The sequence below is a fragment of the Acidovorax sp. genome, from assembly GCF_046294525.1.
In the GTDB taxonomy this organism is placed as follows: Bacteria; Pseudomonadota; Gammaproteobacteria; order Burkholderiales; family Burkholderiaceae_C; genus Acidovorax.
In genome coordinates, this window is sequence record NZ_JBKBKQ010000010.1 from 29,640 (window position 1) to 47,680 (window position 18,041).

Genomic DNA, 18,041 nt, shown 5'->3' on the forward strand with positions numbered 1-18,041 from the left:
GTTTCATTTCTTCTTCCGCGATGTATTTCTGGTGACCCGCATGTCTGCCAACTCCTCACGCTCGCCGCTGATCGACATCGTCAAGGGGCTGGCCTGCATCACCATCGTCTGGCACCACCTGGCGTTTTATGGGCCCATGTCCGACATCGCCCAGCCGCTGGCTCCCGCGCTGATGGCGTTTTTGTATGACTACGGGCGCATGGCCGTGCAGGTGTTTCTGGTGGTGGGCGGTTACCTGGCGGCCGCCAGCCTGGCGCCACAGGGCGTGGCCCGGTTCGACCATGCGGGCAACGCCATCGCCAAGCGGTTTGTGCGGCTGGTCGTGCCTTATGCCGTGGCACTGGTGGTCACGGTGGTGGTGTCCGCTCTGGTGCGCACCTGGATGGACCACCCCTCGGTGCCCGAAGCGCCCACCCTCGGTCAACTGGTGGCCAATGCACTGCTGCTGCAGGACCTGGTGGGCGAAGATGCGCTGTCGGCCGGGGTGTGGTACGTGGCCGTCGATTTCCAGTTGTTCAGCCTGAGCGTGCTGGTGTGGGCGGCCGTTCGGGCGTTGCCGGGGCCGTGGGCGCAGCACCACCGGGCGGCGCTGGCGCGTGGGTTGATCGTGGCGGGCGCAGCCGCGTCGCTGTGGTTTTTCAACCGCATGGCTGGGCTGGACATGTGGGCGCTGTACTTTTTTGGCGCCTATGGTCTGGGCATACTGGCCTATTGGGCCGTGCAGGCGCCGCGGGCCCATGCCTGGGTGGCTGCCATGGTGTTGATGGGTGGCGCTGCGCTGGTGCTGGACTTTCGCGGCCGCATCGCGGTGGCCGTGGTCACCGCGCTGTGCCTGGTGCTGGTGATGCGCCGTGGCCGAAGCAGCCAGTCCGCAGAGGGGCGGTCAGCGCCGTGGACAGGTCGCGTCACTGTGGCGTTGCAGCGGCTGGGCGCAAGGCTCGCACGGGTCGGCCAGATGTCGTACTCGGTGTTTCTGGTGCACTTTGCCGTGTGCCTGCTGGTCAACGCCGTGGTGGGCACGCTCTGGCCCACTTCTGCGGCCGTCAATGCGCTGGGCATGCTCCTGGCCTTTGGGCTGTCGCTGGCTGCGGGGCGCTGGCTGTACCTAAGGGTGGAGCGGCATGTGCCCTCGTGGTCCACGGCGTTGCGCTGGCAGGCCGGGCTGGTGGGCACGGGATTGCTGGTGGCCCTGTCCAACAACTGGGCTTGAACCGTCGCCTCTTAGTCCTGCTGCTAATTGCCGGCCCGGCGCTCGCGCCGCTTGCGCTGCTTGTCCAGGAACCAAGCCAGAAACGGCAGCAGCAGCATAGAGCCCGGAATCACCCAGATGAACAGGTAGGGGCTGACGGACGATGCTGAGCGCATCACGTCGCGCAGGTGGGCGCGTTCTGCGGCGTCCCAGGTGCCCTGGCGGCGCTGCTGCACCAGCCACACCACCGATCCCTTCATGGTGGCCATCTCGCGCTTGAGGCGGCTCTTCTCGCGGCTGTTGCCGGCGAGGAAGGAGCAGAACCACTCGGGTGCGCGCTCCATGCGGGCCTGGAAAGCGGTGGTGGAGTCCGGGTCAAACGCCTCGGGAGGGGCGGCTGAGTCAGCGGCGGTTTCAGCGGGCAGGGGTGTGGTCATGGCGGCTGGCATTGTCCCAGCATCGCCCCGCCATCGCCAAGTACCGTTGGGCGAGCACGCCCGGCGCTTTCTCAACGGTGCAGTTCGCCCGCGCTTTCCGGTTGGTACAGGATGTCTTTCACCCGCACCGTCATGGCCTTGCCCCCCGGGCCCGGCCAGGCCAGCTCGTCGCCCACCGACAGGCCCAGCAACGCACTGCCCACGGGCGCAAAAATGGAGATGCGGTCGGCAGTGCCGTCCGCGTCGCGCGGGTACACCAGGGTCAGGCAAAACTCCTTGCCGGTCTCGATGATGGAGAACTGCACGGTGGAGTTCATGGTCACCACGTGGGGCGGGATGTCTTCGGGCGCCACCACGTCCGCCCGGTCCAGCTCTGCCTGCAAGTCCGCCTTGCCGGGGAAGACACTGGCCGGAATGGCGGCCAGCAGGGCCTCGATACGGTCAACGTCGAGCGACGACAGGGTGATGGGGGGCTTGCGCGCCATGGCAGTACCTCGGGTGGTGGTGGGTTGGCAAAGCGCGGGACTGTAGTCCATCGCGAATCTCGCACTGCCGCGCGCGGTCAATCGCTGGTGATATTCCGTGCCTTGATGAGGGCCCCGAAGCGGGCGCTGTCGGTGGCGGCGCGGCTGTTGAATTCAGCCGGCGACATGGGTGCCGGGATGCCGCCCAGCGCCGCAATGCGGTCCTGCACGGCCTGCGTGCCCAGCGCCTTGTTGATCTCGCGGTTCAGCCGCGCCACGATGTCTGCGGGCGTGCCTGCGGGCGCATAAAAGCCGAAAAGCGTGTCTGCATCAAAACCCTTGAGCCCCACCTCATCCAGCGTGGGCACATCGGGGAACAAGGGGGAGCGCTTGGAACTTCCCACCGCCAGCAGCTTGAGCTTGCCCGCCTTCACGTGCTGCAGCCCGATGCCGGGATCGAACATGAAGTCCACCTGCCCGCCCAGCAGGTCCTGCATGGCCGGGGCGGCCCCGCGGTAGGGCACGTGCACCGCAAACACGTTGGCCTGGGCCTTGAGCATTTCGGCCGCCAAGTGTGGCGAGCTGCCGTTGCCTGGCGTGCCAAAGGTCAGCTTGCCGGGGTGGGCCTTGAGGTAGGCCAGGAACTCCTGGATGCTGTTGACGGGCAGCGACGGCCGCACCTCCAGGAACACCAGCACGCGCGCGGCGGCGGCCACCGGCACCAGGTCCTTGGCGGGGTCGAACGCCATCTTCGGATACAGGTGCGGGTTGACCGACACCATGCCGCCCGAGCTCATCAGCAGCGTGTAGCCGTCCGCGGGCGATTTCGCCACCGCCTCGCCGCCGATGTTGCCGCCCGCACCGCCCCGGTTCTCCACCACCACGGGCTGGCCCAGCGCCGCCTGAAGCGGCTGCGTGACGGCGCGCGCAATCTGGTCGGCCGCGCCCCCGGCCGGGAAGTTCACCACCACCTTGATGGGCTTGCTGGGCCAGGTGTCTGCGGTGGCGGTGGCGGGCAGCAGCGCGGTGCTGGCTGCGGCGGCCAAGGCAGCGGCGCTGAACAGGCGGCGTGCGCGGCCCGGCGGGGTGAGAGCTTGCATGGTCTTGTCTCTTGGTCGAGGGTGCCCGGGTAGCCCGGGTCTGGTGATGAATGAATCCGGGGGAAGCGATGAGGGGCGGTCAGGCCACATCCACCTCCACCAGCATGGCGCGCGGGTGCGCCAACGCATCGCGCAGCGCCTGGTGCAGTTGCGATGCATCGCTCACGCGCAGGGCTTCGCAGCCTTGGCCGCGCGCGAGGGCCAGAAAGTCCAGGTCCGGCAGATCGGTGCCCTCCAGCTTGTCGCCTTCGTGGAAGCCGAACGTGGGCGCGAACTCCTGCAACGCCGCGTAGCGGCGGTTCTTGAGCACGATGAAGGTGATGGGCAAATGCAGTTGCGCCGCGCTCCACAGCGCCTGGATGGAGTACATGGCCGAGCCGTCGCCAATCAGGCCGATGACCTTGCTCCCCGGCCGTGCCAGCGCCACGCCCACGGCCGCGGGCAGGCCATAGCCCAGGCCGCCGCTGCACATGGTGTAGAAGGTTTCGCTCTGCAGGATGGGCAGGTAGGCGTGCATGGCGGCGCGGGAGCTGGGCGCTTCCTCCACCACGATGGAGGCAGCATCGCGCACCTCGGCAAGGGTCTGCATCACGTAGGGCACGCTCATCAGTGCGCCGGGTGCAGCGGGCTCGGCCCTTGGCCGTGCGGCGCGGCGCGGGGGCAGGGCGCGTGCTGCGGGGGCGGGCCGCGCCAGCAGGTCCTGCACGCCCAGGCGGATGCTGCCCACCGCCGAGGTGCCTTCGGGTGTCCAGGCAGCCGTGCCCGGGTCGTCGATCAACTGAATCAGCTGCGCACCGCGCGGCACGTGGGGACCAAAGCCTTCCACGTGGTAGGTGAAGGCCGCGGCGCCCAGCGCAAACACCAGGTCGTGCCCGCCAAGCAGCGCCACGATCTTCTCGCGCATCGCCGGCAGCACGCCCGCAAACAGGCGGTGGTCCTGTGGAAACCCGCAGCGGCCGGACATGGGGGCGATCCACACGGCGGCGTTGTGCCGCTCGGCCAGGGCCACGACCTCGTCCCACGCGCGGTCGCGGTCCACGGCGGCGCCCACCACGAACACGGGGCGCTCGGCGGCATCCAGCGCGTCGCCCATGGCCTGCAGCACGCGGGGCTCGGGGCGCGAGGTTGTGCTCACCGTGCGGGCCTGCACGGGCTCGCAGGGCTTGTCCCAGTCGTCCGCGGGAATGGATACCAGCACCGGCCCCTGCGGCTGCTGCATGGCGACGTAGTAGGCACGGGCGATGGCCAGCGGCACGTCTTCTGCGCGCGCGGGCTCGATGCTCCACTTCACGTACGGCTTGGGCAGCTCGGTGGCCTGGCCCGAGAACAGGAAGGGGTCGAACGGCAGGATGGAGCGCGCCTGCTGCCCCGCCGTGATGACCATGGGCGTGCGGTTCTTGTGCGCTGTGAAGATGTTGCCCATCGCATGCCCCACGCCCGCGGCCGAGTGCAGGTTCACAAAGGCCGCGTTGTGCGTGGCCTGGGCATAGCCATCGGCCATGCCCACCACTACCGATTCCTGCAGGCCGAGGATGTAGCGGAAGTCCGCAGGAAAGTCGAGGAACAGCGGCAGCTCGGTGGAACCGGGATTGCCAAAGATGGTGCGAATGCCGAAGCCGCGCAGCAGGTCCAGCACGGCTTCGCGCACGGTGGGAAGGGAGGGGAGGGGTGCAGGTGAAGACATCCCCCACATCTTCGAAGCTGGCGCTTCATCCATCAATACAATGAATCGACTAAGCGGTATTCATTCAGTGCATATCAAGGACATCGACCTCAACCTGCTTCGCCTGTTCGATGCCGTGTACCGCACGCGCAATGTGAGCCGCGCCGCCGATCTGCTGGACCTGACCCAGCCCGCCGCCAGCCAGGCCCTCACGCGGCTGCGCCTGCTGCTCAAAGACCCGCTGTTCGTGCGCGCAGGCGGGGGCGTGCAGCCCACGCCCAAGGCGGACCGGCTGGCCAGCGCCGTGCGCAACGCCCTGGGTCTGCTGGAAGAGGCACTCAACGAATCCGCCCAGTTCGAGCCGCTGCACTCGCACAAGGTGTTCCGCATTCACATGAGCGACATCGGCGAAGGCCGATTCCTGCCCGACCTGATGGGGGCCCTGCGGCGCGAGGCGCCCGGCGTGCGGCTGGAGACGTTGCCCGTGCCGCGCAGCGAAATCCCCCAGCGGCTGGACAGCGGGGCCATCGACTTCGCCTTCGGTTTTTTGCCCACCGTGAAAGACACCCAGCGCATGCAGCTCCTGCAGGACCGCTACGTGGTGCTGCTGCGTGCAGGCCATCCGTTTGCCGCACGCAGGCGCACCGGCGCGGCGCTGCTCGGCGCCCTGCGGCAGCTGGAATATGTAGCCGTGCGCACGCATTCCGACACCCGCGCATCCTGGAGATGCAGCAGCTGCAGGACCGCATCCGCCTCACCGCCGAGCACTTCATGGCGCTGCCCGCCATCGTGCGGGGCACCGACCTGGCCGTGGTCATGCCGCGCAATATCGCCCGCACGTTTGCCGCCGATGGTGGCTACACCATCATCGAACCCGCGCTGCCCCTGCGCGATTTCACGGTGTCGCTGCACTGGAGTCGCCGGTTTGAAAGCGACCCCGGCAACCAGTGGTTGCGCGGCCTGATCGAGGTACTGTTCCGGGAGCCGCGGTAGCACAGCCGCGTTTGGGTGAATCTCCAGTGCATCCAAATTGATAGCTACCAGCGCTTATCCAGCAAGCGCTAGGGCCGGAAAACGCTTGAAATCCGGCTCATGCAGCGCCGCTCAGCACCCACAGACGGAGGGCCACCTGCACCTCCAGCGCGCGCAGCGCATTGCCCCAGTGCCCCACCAGGCCCTCGGCCGTGGCCAGCCGCTGCCGCATGGTATTCACGTGAATGCCCAGCCGCTCGGCGGCGGCCTTCGCGTTCTGGTTGCAGTCGAAGTACGCGAGCAGGGTGGCCACCAGGTCCGTCCCCCGCTTGGCGTCGTACGTGGTAAGGGCGCCAATGGTGCTGTGCAGGTACGCGCGCAGGCTGGCCTGGTCGTGCGTTTCAAACAGTGTGGAGTACAGCGCCAGTTCGTTCTGGCCCACGATGGCGCCGCGCATGCCGACGCGCGCCGCCACCGGCAGCGCGCGGCGCAGCGATGCGTGGATGGCCGGGATCTCCGACGGCTGCGCGATGGGCCGGGACAGCACGCCCACATACTCGGTGCCGCCATGCTGCCGTGCCGCGGCGTCGATGGCTCGGCGCACCTCTTCAGCGCGCGTGGTGGCGCACAGGATGGTCAGCACGCCGTCGATGTCATCGAACAGCGCCTGGGGCAGCAGCGGTGCGGAGCGCAGCCGCCGCACCAGGTAGCCCGACTCGGGCGTGCGTGTCTCCAGCAGCAGCAGGGTGGTGGGGCGCGTGAGGTCCACCCCGAAGCGGTCCGCACGGTCGCTCAGCAGGTGCAGGTCGTCCTGGCGCGGGGCCAGCAGGCCGCGCAGCAGGCTGGAGAGGTCGCGGCTTTGTGAGGCCTCTGCGCGTTCGCGCGACAGCAGCACGATGCCCACGATGCTGGCGCAGCGCTCAAAAGTGCGCACAGCCACGCCGTCCAACGCCTCGGCGCGAAACAGCAGCAAGGCGCCCAGCACATCGTTGCCGCCGATCACCGCATTAAGGCGGCAGGTCTCGCCCGCGGCTTCATATGCCACCACCGAGCGGCCGATGCGCCGGCTTTCGCCCAGCGCGCGGGCCAGGGCTTCGCTGTGCGCGCCGTGCGGGTGGTAGGCTGCGCCGCCTTGGCCCGCATAGCCGCTGGCCGTGCCGCGCCCCATCACCTGGCCGACCTCGTCCAGCACCAGCACCTCTGCGGCCATGATCTCGGCCACCGCCTGGCAGATGGACGCCAGCGTGGCCCCCTTGGCCAGCAGCGTGGTCATCTGGTCATGGGCCTCGGCGGCGGCCTGCACGCTCTGCGCGTGCCGCTCCATCTGTGCGTGCGCGGCCTCCGCACTGCGCAGCGCCGCCTGGGTCTCTTCAAACGCCATGGCGTTCTTGATGGCCACCGCGGCGTGGGTGGCCAGCGTGCTCAGGATCGAGATGTTGTGCGCCGTGTGCGTGCGGTGGTAGCGGTCCGCCACGAACAGCAGCCCGATCACCTCGTCCTCCCACAGCAGCGGCACGCCCGCCACGGCGGCAATGCCTTCCTCACGGAAGGTGACATCCAGCTTCGGATCGTGCGGGAAGCGTGTGTCGTGCAGGTAGTCCGCCGTGGTGAAGGGCAGGCGGGTTTGCACCACCACGCTCACGATGCCCAGTTCGCGCCCGGCCAGCATATCGCCGGTGCCGCGCGCCAAGGCGCCGTCGGCCGTGAGCACGTGGAACGCGTCCAGCCCCGCGTCATAGGCCGACAGCCACGCGACCTGCGATCCCAGCAGCCTGCGGGCGCGCGAAACCACGGTGCGCAGCAGCTCGGGCAGGTCCAGGCGGCTGGAGAGGTCGCGCGCGGATTCGATCACGGCCAGCATGCCGCTCTCGCGCTGGTGCTGCACCTCCAGCCGGTTGCGCACGGCCATGGCCATCCGCACCAGTTCCAGCAGGTCGCTCTTGCGGGGCAGGCTGTCGGGCAGGGCTTCGACCTGCGCCAGGCGGGCCGCCAGTTCCTCGGCAGGCCCCGCTCTGTGCAGCAGTTCGATGAGCGATTCGGCAATGCGGTCGGTGGCAGCCGCATCCGCGGCGTTGGTTGCTGCAGCCACTGCAGATGCTGCAGCTGTCCCATCGTCTGGTGCGTGCCTCATGCGAGCGTCCTCCTCAGGGCCCTTTGGGGCCATCACACAAAGCCCCGCAGTGTGGGGCTTTCTGGCCGCGTGTGTGCCAGTTTTACGCAGCGAATTCGGGTTTGTACGGAGTTGCCGGCGCACACCTGGCGGGGGTTGGCTGTGTGTGCCGGCCACATAGATGTCAACGCCGTGCTCGGAGACAGTGTGGGCCATGGTCGCTCCTCCGGCGACGGCCCCGCAACCCACCGGTCTTCCACATTTATGAGCATCTTGAATTCCTTGGCACCGCCGCCCGGCCTGCGCGTGCTGGTGACCGCCGGGGCCAGCGGCATCGGCGCTGCCATTGCCCGCGCCTTCAGCGAGGCGGGGGCCAGCGTGCACATCTGCGACATCGACCGTGGTGCCATCGACCGGCTGACCCAGGCCCTGCCGGGAGTCACCGCCACCGTGGCCGATGCTTCGGTGGAGCGCGACGTGGGCCTGGTGTTGGAGGATGTGCGTGCCAGCGGCGGGCTGGATGTGCTGGTCAACAACGCGGGCATTGCAGGCCCCACGGGGTCCATCGACGACATCAGCGCCAGCCAGTGGCAGCGTACCGTGGATGTGAACCTCAGCAGCCAGTTCCTCTTCGCGCGGCATGCGGTGCCGCTGCTGCGCCAGTCGGTGCACAGCCCTTCGATCATTGCCATGAGCTCCGTGGCGGGGCGGCTTGGCTATGCCTACCGCACGCCGTATGCGTCCACCAAGTGGGGGGTGGTGGGGCTCATGAAGTCGCTGGCGATTGAGCTGGGCCCCGCCGGGGTGCGGGTCAACGCGATCCTGCCGGGCACGGTGGAAGGCGAACGCATGAGCAGCGTGATCGCCGCCCGCGCCGCCACCACCGGCGTCAGCGCCGAGGCCATGCGCGCGCAATACCTTCAAAAGATTTCGCTGCGCCGCATGGTGACGCCCGAGGACGTGGCCGCCATGGCGCTGTTCCTGAGCGCGCCCGCGGCCCGCAACATCACCGGCCAGGCGATCAGCGTGGACGGGAATCTCGAGTACCTGTGACGCACCATTGCCGGTGCATCTGCCGGTACGACCCAAATCAACAAAAGGAGACTGTATGAAGATGATCCCCACCCTCGGTGCCACCGCTGTCGCGGCCGTCTGCGCGGCATTCAGTGGCGCAGCACAGGCCCAGGCCGTCAAGATCGGCGTGATCGAAACCCTCTCGGGCCCGCAGGCGGCTTCGGGCCTGATGTACCGCACGGCGGCGCGTTATGCGGTGGACCGCATCAACGCCCAGGGCGGGTGGAACGGCCAGCCCGTGCAGCTGGTGGAGTACGACAACCAGGGTGGCCCCACTGGCGCGGCCGACAAGCTCAAAACCGCCATCTCCGACGGCGTGCATCTCATCGTGCAGGGCGCCTCGTCGGCCGTGGGCGGGCAGCTGACCGAAGATGTGCGCAAGCACAACCTGCGAAACCCCGGCAAGGAGATCGTCTACATCAACGTGGGCGCCGAGGCGCTGGAGCTGACCGGCGAAAAGTGCCACTTCCACCACTTCCGCTTCAGCGGCAATGCCCAGGTGCGCACCAAGGCGCTGGTGCAGGCCATGAAAGGAGCGGGCACGCTGGGAACGCGTGTCTACGCCATCAACCAGAACTACTCGTGGGGGCAGGACATGGAGCAGGCCACGGTGGACAACGCGGCCGCGGGCGGCTACCAGGTGGTCGAGAAGACCTTGCACGATGTCAACCGCATCCAGGACTTCGCGCCCTACGTAGCCAAGATTGGCGCCGCGAAGGCCGACACGGTGATCACCGGCAACTGGTCCAACGACCTGCTGCTGCTCATGAAGGCCACGCGAGCCGCAGGCCTCAAGACCCGGTTCGGCACCATCTTCCTCGACCAGCCCGGCAACATCGCCAACGCTGGAGACTTGGCGGTGGGCCACTTCATCGCGCACACGTTCAACGCCGAGGCAGGTGGTGCCGAGGGCGAGAAGTTCGTCAACGACTACCGCACCAAGACCGGCAGTGCGCCCGTGGCCACCGACCCGCAGACTGTGTTCGGCCTGATGATGGTGGGCGACGCCCTGGCCCGCGTGAAGCCCGAAGGCGGCAAGTTCAATGTGAACGCCTTTGCGCGCGCGTTGGAAACCGCCAAGATCACCACCCCCATCGGCGAGATCAGCATGCGCGCCGAAGACCACCAGGCCCTGCTGCCTATCGTGGTGTCCACGGTGTCCAAGGACGCAAAGTTCAAGGTCGACAACACCGACATGGGCTTCAAGCCGGTGAAGCTGCTCACCGCCCAGGAAGCCGCCACGCCCGCGCAGGCGAGCTGCAAGATGCAGCGCCCCTCGTGATGCCGTGACGCGCTGACGTTTCACCCCCGCAGGCCGCCCCGGTTTTGGGGCGCTTGCCCCCTGATGCCTTTGGCCCCACGCCTGCCGTGGCCAGCCCGGGCCTTCCCATCCCTGTTTGCCACACCCCCCGTATGGACACCCTCATCGTTTCGTTGCTCAACGGAACCATCTACGGCCTGCTGCTGTTCATGGTTTCAGCGGGCCTCACGCTCATCTTCGGGATGATGGGCGTGCTCAACTTCGCGCACGCCTCGTTCTACATGCTGGGCGCGTACTTCGCCTACAGCCTGACCGATGTGCTGGGCTTTGCGCCGGCGCTGGTGGTGTCCACCGTGCTGGTGGGCCTGGTGGGCGTGGTGGTCGAGAAGTTCTTTCTGCGCCGCGTACACCACTACGGCCATGCGCATGAGCTGCTGCTCACCTTCGGCCTGTCGTTCATCATTGCCGAGCTGATCAAGCTCTTCTTCGGCAATTTTCCCGTCAACTACCGCATTCCTGCAGGCCTGGACTTTTCGGCGTTCACCATCGGCGCTGCCAGCTACCCGGCCTATCGCGTCTTCATGGGGGCGGTGGCGGTGGCCATGTTCGTGGTCATCTACCTGCTGCTTACCCGCACCCGCGTGGGCATCGTGGTGCGGTCGGCCATCTACAAGCCGCACATGGCCGAGGCGCTGGGCCACAACGTGCCGCTGGTATTCATGGGCGTGTTCGGCGTGGGCGCTGCGCTGGCCGGACTGGCCGGCGCGGTAGCCGGCGCGTTCTACACCACCAACCCCAACATGGCGCTGGAGCTGGGGGTGATGGTGTTCGTGGTGGTGGTGGTCGGCGGGCTCGGTTCGCTGGAGGGCGCCATGCTCGCCTCGCTGCTCATCGGGGTCATCACCTCACTGGCCGTGGCGGTGGACGCGAGCCTGGCCGACCTGTTGGCGGTATTTGGCGCGCGGGCCTGGGCCGAGGGCGTGGGCGGGCTGCTCACGCTCAAGCTGTCCAGCCTGGCGGCCACCTTGCCCTTTGCGCTCATGCTGCTGGTGCTGCTGATCCGGCCTTCGGGCTTGATGGGCGAGAAGGCCTGAGGTAACACCATGAATCCACGCATTCTTCCGATCGGTACCCTGTGCCTGGGCGCTGCCATTCTGGCGGGCCTGCCGTGGCTGCTGTCCACGGGCCTGCTTAACGCGGCCATCCAGATGCTCATTGCCGCGTTGTTCGCCTCGGCGTTTAACGTGGTGTGTGGGCAGGCCGGCATGCTGTCCTTTGGACACGCGGCCTACTTCGGGGTGGGGGCATTTGCAACCGTGCACGCCATGAACGCGGTAGGCGGTGCGGGCATCGTGCCCACGCCGCTGCTGCCCCTGGCAGGTGCGCTGGGCGGCTTATTGGTGGGCGTGATCGCCGGCTGGTTCTCCACCCAGCGCACGGGCACGTACTTCGCGATGATCACGCTGGCCATCGCCGAGCTGCTGCACTCCATCGCCCCGCACATCAAAAGTGTGTTTGGCGGCGAAGCGGGAGTCTCGAGCATGCGCATGCCTTCCATGGGCTTGAGCTTCGGCTCCACCGCCGAGGTGTACTACCTTACGCTCGCTTGGGTGCTGGCCTCGCTGGTACTGCTGTACCTTTACACCCGCACCCCTGTGGGCCGCCTGGCGCTGGGCCTGCGCGAGAACCGCCACCGCCTGGCTTTCCTGGGGTACGACGTGCACAGGCTCAGCGTGCTGGTGTTCACCGTGTCGGCCATGTTCTCCGGCATCGCGGGTGGCCTGCAGGTCATCAGCAACGAAGCCGCCAACTACGTGCTGTTCGAAAGCACTCTGTCGGCGGCGGCTGTGCTCAACACCTACATCGGCGGCGTGGGCACCTTCCTGGGCCCCGCGCTGGGCGCAGCGCTGATGACCTTCTTCGGCTATGCCGTGTCCGACCTTACGCAGTCGTGGCTGCTGTACCAGGGCATCTTGTTCGTGGTGGTGATGATGTTCATGCCCCAGGGGCTGGCGGGCCTGTTCAGCGGAACGGCCGTACTGTGGCGCCGCTTTGGAGCGCTGCGGCTGCTGCCGATGGCGGCCAGCTTCGTGGCAGCCTCGGTGCTGCTGGCGGCGGGCACGGCCTTTGTGGTGGAGATGCTCCGGCGTCTGTTCTCGCGCGACTACCGCGCCTTGCTGGGTGCAGACAGCAGCACCGCATGGCCGCCAGTTCCTCTGTATGGGGTGGACTGGGCGCCGGGCGCGTGGCTGACATGGGCCGTACCGCTGGTGCTGCTGGGCGTGGGTCTGGCGCTGGCCCGCATCGCGCGGCAGCGACTGCAGGGGCTGCTGGACCAGCCGTCCGCCCAGACCGATGCGCCGCATGCACCATGACGGTCTATTCCACCCGCACAACGCGTACCGCACGACAGAGATCCGCATGACCGAATCCATCCTCACCCTCCAGGGCCTGCGCAAGTCGTTTGGCCCCACTGACATCATCCGCGGCGTGGACCTGGACCTGCGCCGCGAAGAGCGCCACGCGCTCATCGGCCCCAATGGCGCGGGCAAATCCACCGTGTTCCACCTCATCTCGGGCAACCTCCAGCCCACGGCGGGCGAGATTGTGTTCAACGGACAGCGCATCGACGGCCAGTCGCCCCAGGCCATCAACCGCCAGGGGTTGGCGCGTTCGTTTCAGATCACGAACATCTTCCCCAAGCTCACGGTGTTCGAGAACCTGCGCCTGGCCGTCATGCGCTCGCACGGCCTGCAATACACCTTCTGGCGCTTCATCGACAGTGCGCCCCGCGTGCGCGAGCAGACCGAGCGGCTGCTGGAGCTGGTGCGCCTGCAGGCCAAGGCACCCATGATGGCGGCCGAGCTTTCGTATTCCGAGCAGCGGTCGCTGGAGATCGCCATGACGCTGGCCAGCGATCCGCAGGCCATCTTGCTGGACGAGCCCATGGCCGGCATGTCCAACGAAGAAACCGCCTATACCGCCGAGCTGATCTGCGAGGTCACCCGCGGACGGGCCTTGTTCATCGTGGAGCACGACATGCAGGTCGTGTTCTCCATCAGCGACCGCATCAGCGTGCTGGTCTATGGCCAGGTGATTGCCTCGGGCACGCCGGACGAGATCCGCGAGAACGCGGCCGTCAAAGAAGCCTATCTGGGTGAGGAGGTGGCCGTATGAGCCCCCACGCCATCGCCAGCCCCCGCGAAGCCAGCGCACAAGACCCGTCCGGCCCGCTGCTGCAGGTCGACCAGCTGCATGCCCACTACGGCAAGAGCCACATCCTGCACGGTGTCACATTTGACGTGAAGCAGGGCGAAGTCGTCAGCCTGCTAGGGCGCAACGGCTCGGGCCGGTCCACCACCATGAAGGCCCTCATGGGCCTGGTGCCCCCCACCGGCGGCAGCGTGCACCTGCAGGGGCGGGCGCTGACAGGCCATCGGCCCTACACCATCTGCCGCGCCGGGCTGGCCTATGTGCCCGAGGAGCGAGAGGTGTTCACCAACCTCACCGTGGACGAAAACCTGCGCATGGGCGAGCAGTCATCCGTGCCCGGCGCGGTGCGCTGGACCACCGAGCAGATGTTCGACTACTTTCCGCGCCTGAAAGAGCGGCGCAACACCAAGGCGGGCAGCCTGTCGGGTGGCGAGCAGCAAATGCTCACCATCTGCCGGTCGCTGCTGGGCAATCCGCTGGTGCTGCTGATCGACGAGCCCACCGAGGGCCTGGCGCCCAAGATCGTGGCGGCCGTGGGCGAGTGCATCCGAGACATGCATCGCCGCGGGGTCTCGGTGGTGCTGGTGGAGCAAAAGCTCGCCATTGCGCTCAAGGTGTCCACCCGCGTCTGCGTGATGGGGCACGGACGCATCGTGTTCGAGGGCACGCCCGAGGCCCTGTTGGCCGATGAGCAACTGCTGGCCGATTGGCTGGCGGTGTGACTGGCCCTGCGTGCAAACCCATCCCCCCACCAAAGCCAAACACCATGGAATCGACCGAGAACAAAGTCATCATTTCCTGCGCCGTCACTGGCTCAGTGCACACGCCCAGCATGTCTCCGTACCTGCCGCTCACGCCTGATGAGATCGCCACCCAGGCTGTCGACGCGGCGCAGGCGGGCGCCGCCATCCTGCACCTGCACGCGCGCAACCCCCTCGACGGCAGCCCCACGGCCGACCCGGCCGTGTTCGACCAGTTTGTGCCGCGCATCCGCGCCGCCACCGATGCCGTGATCAACATCACCACGGGGGGCAGCACGCGCATGACGCTGGAAGACCGGCTGGCCTATCCGCTCAAGGCGCAGCCCGAGATGTGCTCGCTGAACATGGGCTCCATGAACTTCTCCATCCATCCGGCGGCACGCAAGATCCACGATTGGCGCCACGCCTGGGAGAGGCCCTACATCGAGGGCATGGAAGACCTGATCTTTCGCAACACCTTCCGCGACATCAAGCACATCCTGAAGGTGCTGGGTGAGGACTGCGGCACGCGCTTCGAGTTTGAGTGCTACGACGTGGGCCACCTCTACAACCTGGCGCACTTTGTGGACGAAGGCCTCATCAAGGGGCCGCTGTTCATCCAGGCCATCTTCGGCATTCTGGGCGGCCTGGGGCCTGACCCGGAGAACCTGTATGTGATGCGGTCCACCGCCGACCGGCTGTTTGGGCGCAAGGGCTATCGCTTTTCGGTGCTGGGCGCGGGGCGCCACCAGATGCCGCTGCTCACCATGGGCGCGGTGATGGGCGGGCATGTGCGCGTGGGCCTGGAGGACAGCCTGTACCTGGGCAAAGGTGAGCTGGCCACGTCATGCGCCGAGCAGGTGCGAAAGATCCGCCGCATCCTGCAGGAGCTGTCTCTGCCCGTCGCGTCACCCGCCGAGGCGCGCGCCATGCTCGGCCTCAAGGGGTCCGACAAGGTCGCCTTCTGACGCGTCGTCCTTCGCTGTCCCCATACCCAATTCCAACCCTTTTATAGAAGTGAGACCCATGAGCAAGCTGTTGCAGAACAAGGTGGCCATCGTGACCGGAGCAGGCGGGGGCCTGGGACGCGCGCATGCCCTGGAGCTGGCGCGCCACGGCGCCCGCGTGGTAGTGAACGACCTGGGCGGTGACCTCGCCGACTCTGCCGCGCAGCGTGTGGCCGGCGAGATCCGCGCGGCCGGTGGCGAGGCCCTGGCTGACGGTGGCGACGTCACGCAGCCCGCGCAGATGCGGGCCATGGTCAACGAGGCGCTGGCGCAGTGGGGCCGCGTGGACATCTTGGTGAACAACGCTGGGATCCTGCGCGACAAGTCGTTTGCCAAGATGACGCTGGACGACTTTCGGCTGGTGATGGATGTCCATGTGATGGGCGCCGTGAACTGCACCAAGGCCGTGTGGGACCTGATGCGCGCGCAGGGCCATGGCCGCATCGTCATGACCACGTCTTCGTCAGGCCTGTATGGCAACTTCGGCCAGACCAACTACGGCGCGGCCAAGATGGCCCTGGTGGGCCTGATGCAGACCCTGGCGCTGGAGGGCATGAAGCACGACATCCGCGTGAACTGCCTCGCCCCCAGCGCCGCCACGGGCATGACGCACGGCGTGCTGCCCAGCGATGTGCTGGCTGGCCTGGCGCCCGAGCGCGTCAGCCACGGGTTGATCGCCCTGGTAGCCGACGATGCCCCTACCCGCATGATCTTGCTGGCGGGCGCTGGCAGCTTCGAATCGGCCCACATCACCATGACCCACGGCATCCATGTGCACGACACGCCGGACGCAGCCGAGGCCGTGCGCAGCCGCCTGCAGCAGGTGCAGGCGCGCGGGCAAGAGGTGGTGCCGGCGTCTGGCTGGGAGCAGTACAAGCACGAACTGGCCAAGGCGGGGTTGCTGGAGCCCAACGCTGCCAGCGCTGCATAGCAAATCTGAAAGCTGCGGCCGCGCACATTTGCAGCGTGTGCCAGATGTGGGGCGCGCACATAGCCCCGGCGTGCGAACCCCCACAGACTGGTCAGAGGCGTTGCCGCAGCGCACCGCCTGCAATCCAACGACAACAAGGAGACAACATGCGACAACCCTTCTTACCTGCCCTGAGTGCCCCAGCGCGGTGGCTCATTGTGGCCACCGCAGTCGCCGCGACCGCTGCCTGTGGGGGCGGTGACAACCGCGAGGTCGCTGCCACGCCGCTGAACTGCGACAAGCTGGCGGGCCTGGCCATCCCGGCCTCGGCCATCGGACTGCCCACGGCAGGCGGCACCGTGCTGACGGCCACGCAGGTTGATGCCACCGGCAGCGGCGCCGCCCTGACCCCCGCGCACTGCCTGGTGGTGGGTCGCATTGCGCCTGTCGATACCACGGCGCCTGACATCCGGTTCAACGTGGCACTTCCCGCCGCCTGGAACAACAAGGCCATGATGCTGGGCGGGGGCGGCTTCAACGGGTCCATTCCCAACGTGCGCGCCAACGTGTCCAACGGGCCGGTGGACCAACCCACACCCATCGGGCGCGGCTACGCCACGTTTGCCAGCGACTCAGGCCACCAGGCCAATGAATACGGTTCGCAAGACGGTACCTGGGGCCTGAATGAAGAGGCCGTGCGCAATTTTGGCGGCGATGCGCTCAAGAAAACCCGCGACGCCGCGCTGCACATCATCAAGGCCCGCTACGCCGCCAGTCCGCAAAAGTCTTACTTTGCCGGGGGCTCCACCGGCGGGCGCGAGGCCCTGGCCGCCATCCAGCGCTGGCCGGCCGATTGGGACGGTGCCATAGCCTGGTACCCCGCGTGGAATGACGCCGCAGCCCTGCTGGGCGGGCACCGCAGCAACATCGCTCTGGCCCAGCCCGGGGCCTACCCCAACGCTCCCAAGCGCGCGCTGGTGTACCGCGCCGCCATGGAGGCCTGCGATGCTCTGGACGGGGTGCAGGACGGCCTCATCAGCGACCAGCGCCAATGCAATGCTCGGTTTGACCCCGCCACCGCCACTGTGGGCGGGGCGCCGCTGCGTTGTGCGGGTGGATCCGACACGGGAGATGCCTGCCTGTCCGACGCGCAGATACGCGCGCTGAACGTGATGAACACCGACACCGTCTTCAACTTCAAGCTGGCCAGCGGCGAAACCCGCTACCCTGGCTACAACGTGTGGGGCGCCGACCTGGGCATTACCTCCAACCCGTCGCCGGTCCAGCCGGTGGTCACCTTCCTGGCGCTGGGCACCACCGCGCCCACCATGCCGATGCCGCGCTCCGCGCCCTACATCAGTGTGTTGGTGGACCAGTGGATCAAGTATTCGGTCACCCGCGACCCCAGCTTCAACTCGCTGCTGCTGGATCCTGAGAACCCCGGTCCGTACGCCACACGCATCAGCGAACTCAGCCGCCAGCTGGACACCAGCACCGACATCTCCGCATTCGCGGCGCGGGGTGGCAAGCTGCTGCTTGCGCACGGCCTGGCCGATGTGCTTGTCAGTTCCCGCGCTACCGAGGACTACTACCGCCGTCTGCAATCCCAGATGGGCACCGAGCGTGTGAAGAGCTTTGTGCGCTACTACGAGGTGCCGGGCCTGGGCCACGCGGTCAGCACCGCTTTCAACGCCACGTGGGATTCGCTCACCACCTTGGAGCGTTGGGCAGAGCAGGGCACCAGCCCCAGCAACCAGGTCACCACCGACGTAACCGGCGTGCCGGGGCGCACGCGCCCTCTGTGCGACTACCCCCAGTTGCCGCGCTACAAGGGCACGGGCGACGTGAACGTCGCAAGCTCCTTCGTGTGCGCTGAATAGGCCCGCCGCGTGGGGTTGGTG

Annotated in this window: 15 protein-coding genes and 1 pseudogene; 11 read left to right on the forward strand and 5 right to left on the reverse strand. The window is 67.5% G+C overall.

Going from position 1 to position 18,041, the window contains the following annotated elements:
• Nucleotides 1-40: 40 nt before the first annotated feature.
• Nucleotides 41-1,210, forward strand: a complete 1,170-nt coding sequence (locus tag ACK4HJ_RS11280; protein ID WP_409831244.1) for an acyltransferase family protein — start codon at nucleotides 41-43, stop codon at nucleotides 1,208-1,210.
• A 23-nt stretch (nucleotides 1,211-1,233) separates the two neighbouring features.
• Here the strand turns inward: ACK4HJ_RS11280 and ACK4HJ_RS11285 are convergent, their stop codons facing one another.
• The 4 genes from ACK4HJ_RS11285 to mdlC form a co-directional block, all read right to left on the reverse strand.
• Nucleotides 1,234-1,626: a hypothetical protein gene (locus tag ACK4HJ_RS11285; protein WP_409831245.1), complete on the reverse strand. Its 393-nt coding sequence runs from the start codon at nucleotides 1,624-1,626 to the stop codon at nucleotides 1,234-1,236.
• Between the two features lie 71 nt (nucleotides 1,627-1,697).
• Nucleotides 1,698-2,111: a nucleoside diphosphate kinase regulator gene (gene rnk, locus ACK4HJ_RS11290; RefSeq protein WP_409831247.1), complete on the reverse strand. Its 414-nt coding sequence runs from the start codon at nucleotides 2,109-2,111 to the stop codon at nucleotides 1,698-1,700.
• A 77-nt stretch (nucleotides 2,112-2,188) separates the two neighbouring features.
• A complete protein-coding gene (locus ACK4HJ_RS11295) occupies nucleotides 2,189-3,190 on the reverse strand; it encodes a Bug family tripartite tricarboxylate transporter substrate binding protein (protein WP_409831250.1) in 1,002 nt (333 codons plus the stop codon).
• A gap of 79 nt (nucleotides 3,191-3,269) precedes the next feature.
• Complete coding sequence (gene mdlC / locus ACK4HJ_RS11300; protein ID WP_409831525.1) at nucleotides 3,270-4,883, reverse strand: benzoylformate decarboxylase; 1,614 nt, start codon at nucleotides 4,881-4,883, stop codon at nucleotides 3,270-3,272.
• A gap of 58 nt (nucleotides 4,884-4,941) precedes the next feature.
• On the opposite strand from mdlC, the pseudogene ACK4HJ_RS11305 reads away from it, so the two are divergent.
• Nucleotides 4,942-5,846 (forward strand): annotated as a pseudogene (locus ACK4HJ_RS11305) (LysR family transcriptional regulator).
• Between the two features lie 97 nt (nucleotides 5,847-5,943).
• Here the strand turns inward: ACK4HJ_RS11305 and ACK4HJ_RS11310 are convergent.
• Nucleotides 5,944-7,956: a helix-turn-helix domain-containing protein gene (locus tag ACK4HJ_RS11310; RefSeq protein ID WP_409831252.1), complete on the reverse strand. Its 2,013-nt coding sequence runs from the start codon at nucleotides 7,954-7,956 to the stop codon at nucleotides 5,944-5,946.
• Nucleotides 7,957-8,199: 243 nt separating this feature from the next.
• Between ACK4HJ_RS11310 and ACK4HJ_RS11315 the strand changes: the two genes are divergently transcribed.
• The 9 genes from ACK4HJ_RS11315 (at nucleotide 8,200) to ACK4HJ_RS11355 (ending at nucleotide 18,020) form a co-directional block, all read left to right on the forward strand.
• Entirely contained in the window at nucleotides 8,200-8,988 is a 789-nt protein-coding gene (locus ACK4HJ_RS11315; RefSeq protein WP_409831254.1) for an SDR family oxidoreductase, read from the forward strand.
• 55 nt (nucleotides 8,989-9,043) lie between these two features.
• On the forward strand, nucleotides 9,044-10,291 hold the full coding sequence (locus tag ACK4HJ_RS11320) for a branched-chain amino acid ABC transporter substrate-binding protein (protein ID WP_409831257.1): 1,248 nt from the start codon (nucleotides 9,044-9,046) through the stop codon (nucleotides 10,289-10,291).
• 131 nt (nucleotides 10,292-10,422) lie between these two features.
• Nucleotides 10,423-11,364 (forward strand): branched-chain amino acid ABC transporter permease, encoded by a 942-nt coding sequence (locus ACK4HJ_RS11325; RefSeq protein ID WP_409831260.1) that lies wholly within the window; start codon nucleotides 10,423-10,425, stop codon nucleotides 11,362-11,364.
• A gap of 9 nt (nucleotides 11,365-11,373) precedes the next feature.
• On the forward strand, nucleotides 11,374-12,645 hold the full coding sequence (locus ACK4HJ_RS11330; protein ID WP_409831262.1) for a branched-chain amino acid ABC transporter permease: 1,272 nt from the start codon (nucleotides 11,374-11,376) through the stop codon (nucleotides 12,643-12,645).
• A 46-nt stretch (nucleotides 12,646-12,691) separates the two neighbouring features.
• Entirely contained in the window at nucleotides 12,692-13,447 is a 756-nt protein-coding gene (locus ACK4HJ_RS11335) for an ABC transporter ATP-binding protein (RefSeq protein WP_409831265.1), read from the forward strand.
• Nucleotides 13,444-14,205: an ABC transporter ATP-binding protein gene (locus tag ACK4HJ_RS11340; RefSeq protein ID WP_409831268.1), complete on the forward strand. Its 762-nt coding sequence runs from the start codon at nucleotides 13,444-13,446 to the stop codon at nucleotides 14,203-14,205. The genes ACK4HJ_RS11335 and ACK4HJ_RS11340 overlap by 4 nt, the downstream gene beginning before the upstream one ends.
• A 44-nt stretch (nucleotides 14,206-14,249) precedes the next feature.
• Nucleotides 14,250-15,191, forward strand: coding sequence for a 3-keto-5-aminohexanoate cleavage protein (locus tag ACK4HJ_RS11345; RefSeq protein ID WP_409831271.1), 942 nt, complete (start codon nucleotides 14,250-14,252; stop codon nucleotides 15,189-15,191).
• Nucleotides 15,192-15,249: 58 nt separating this feature from the next.
• Nucleotides 15,250-16,161 (forward strand): SDR family NAD(P)-dependent oxidoreductase, encoded by a 912-nt coding sequence (locus ACK4HJ_RS11350; protein ID WP_409831274.1) that lies wholly within the window; start codon nucleotides 15,250-15,252, stop codon nucleotides 16,159-16,161.
• Between the two features lie 146 nt (nucleotides 16,162-16,307).
• Nucleotides 16,308-18,020 (forward strand): tannase/feruloyl esterase family alpha/beta hydrolase, encoded by a 1,713-nt coding sequence (locus ACK4HJ_RS11355; RefSeq protein ID WP_409831277.1) that lies wholly within the window; start codon nucleotides 16,308-16,310, stop codon nucleotides 18,018-18,020.
• Nucleotides 18,021-18,041: the final 21 nt, after the last annotated feature.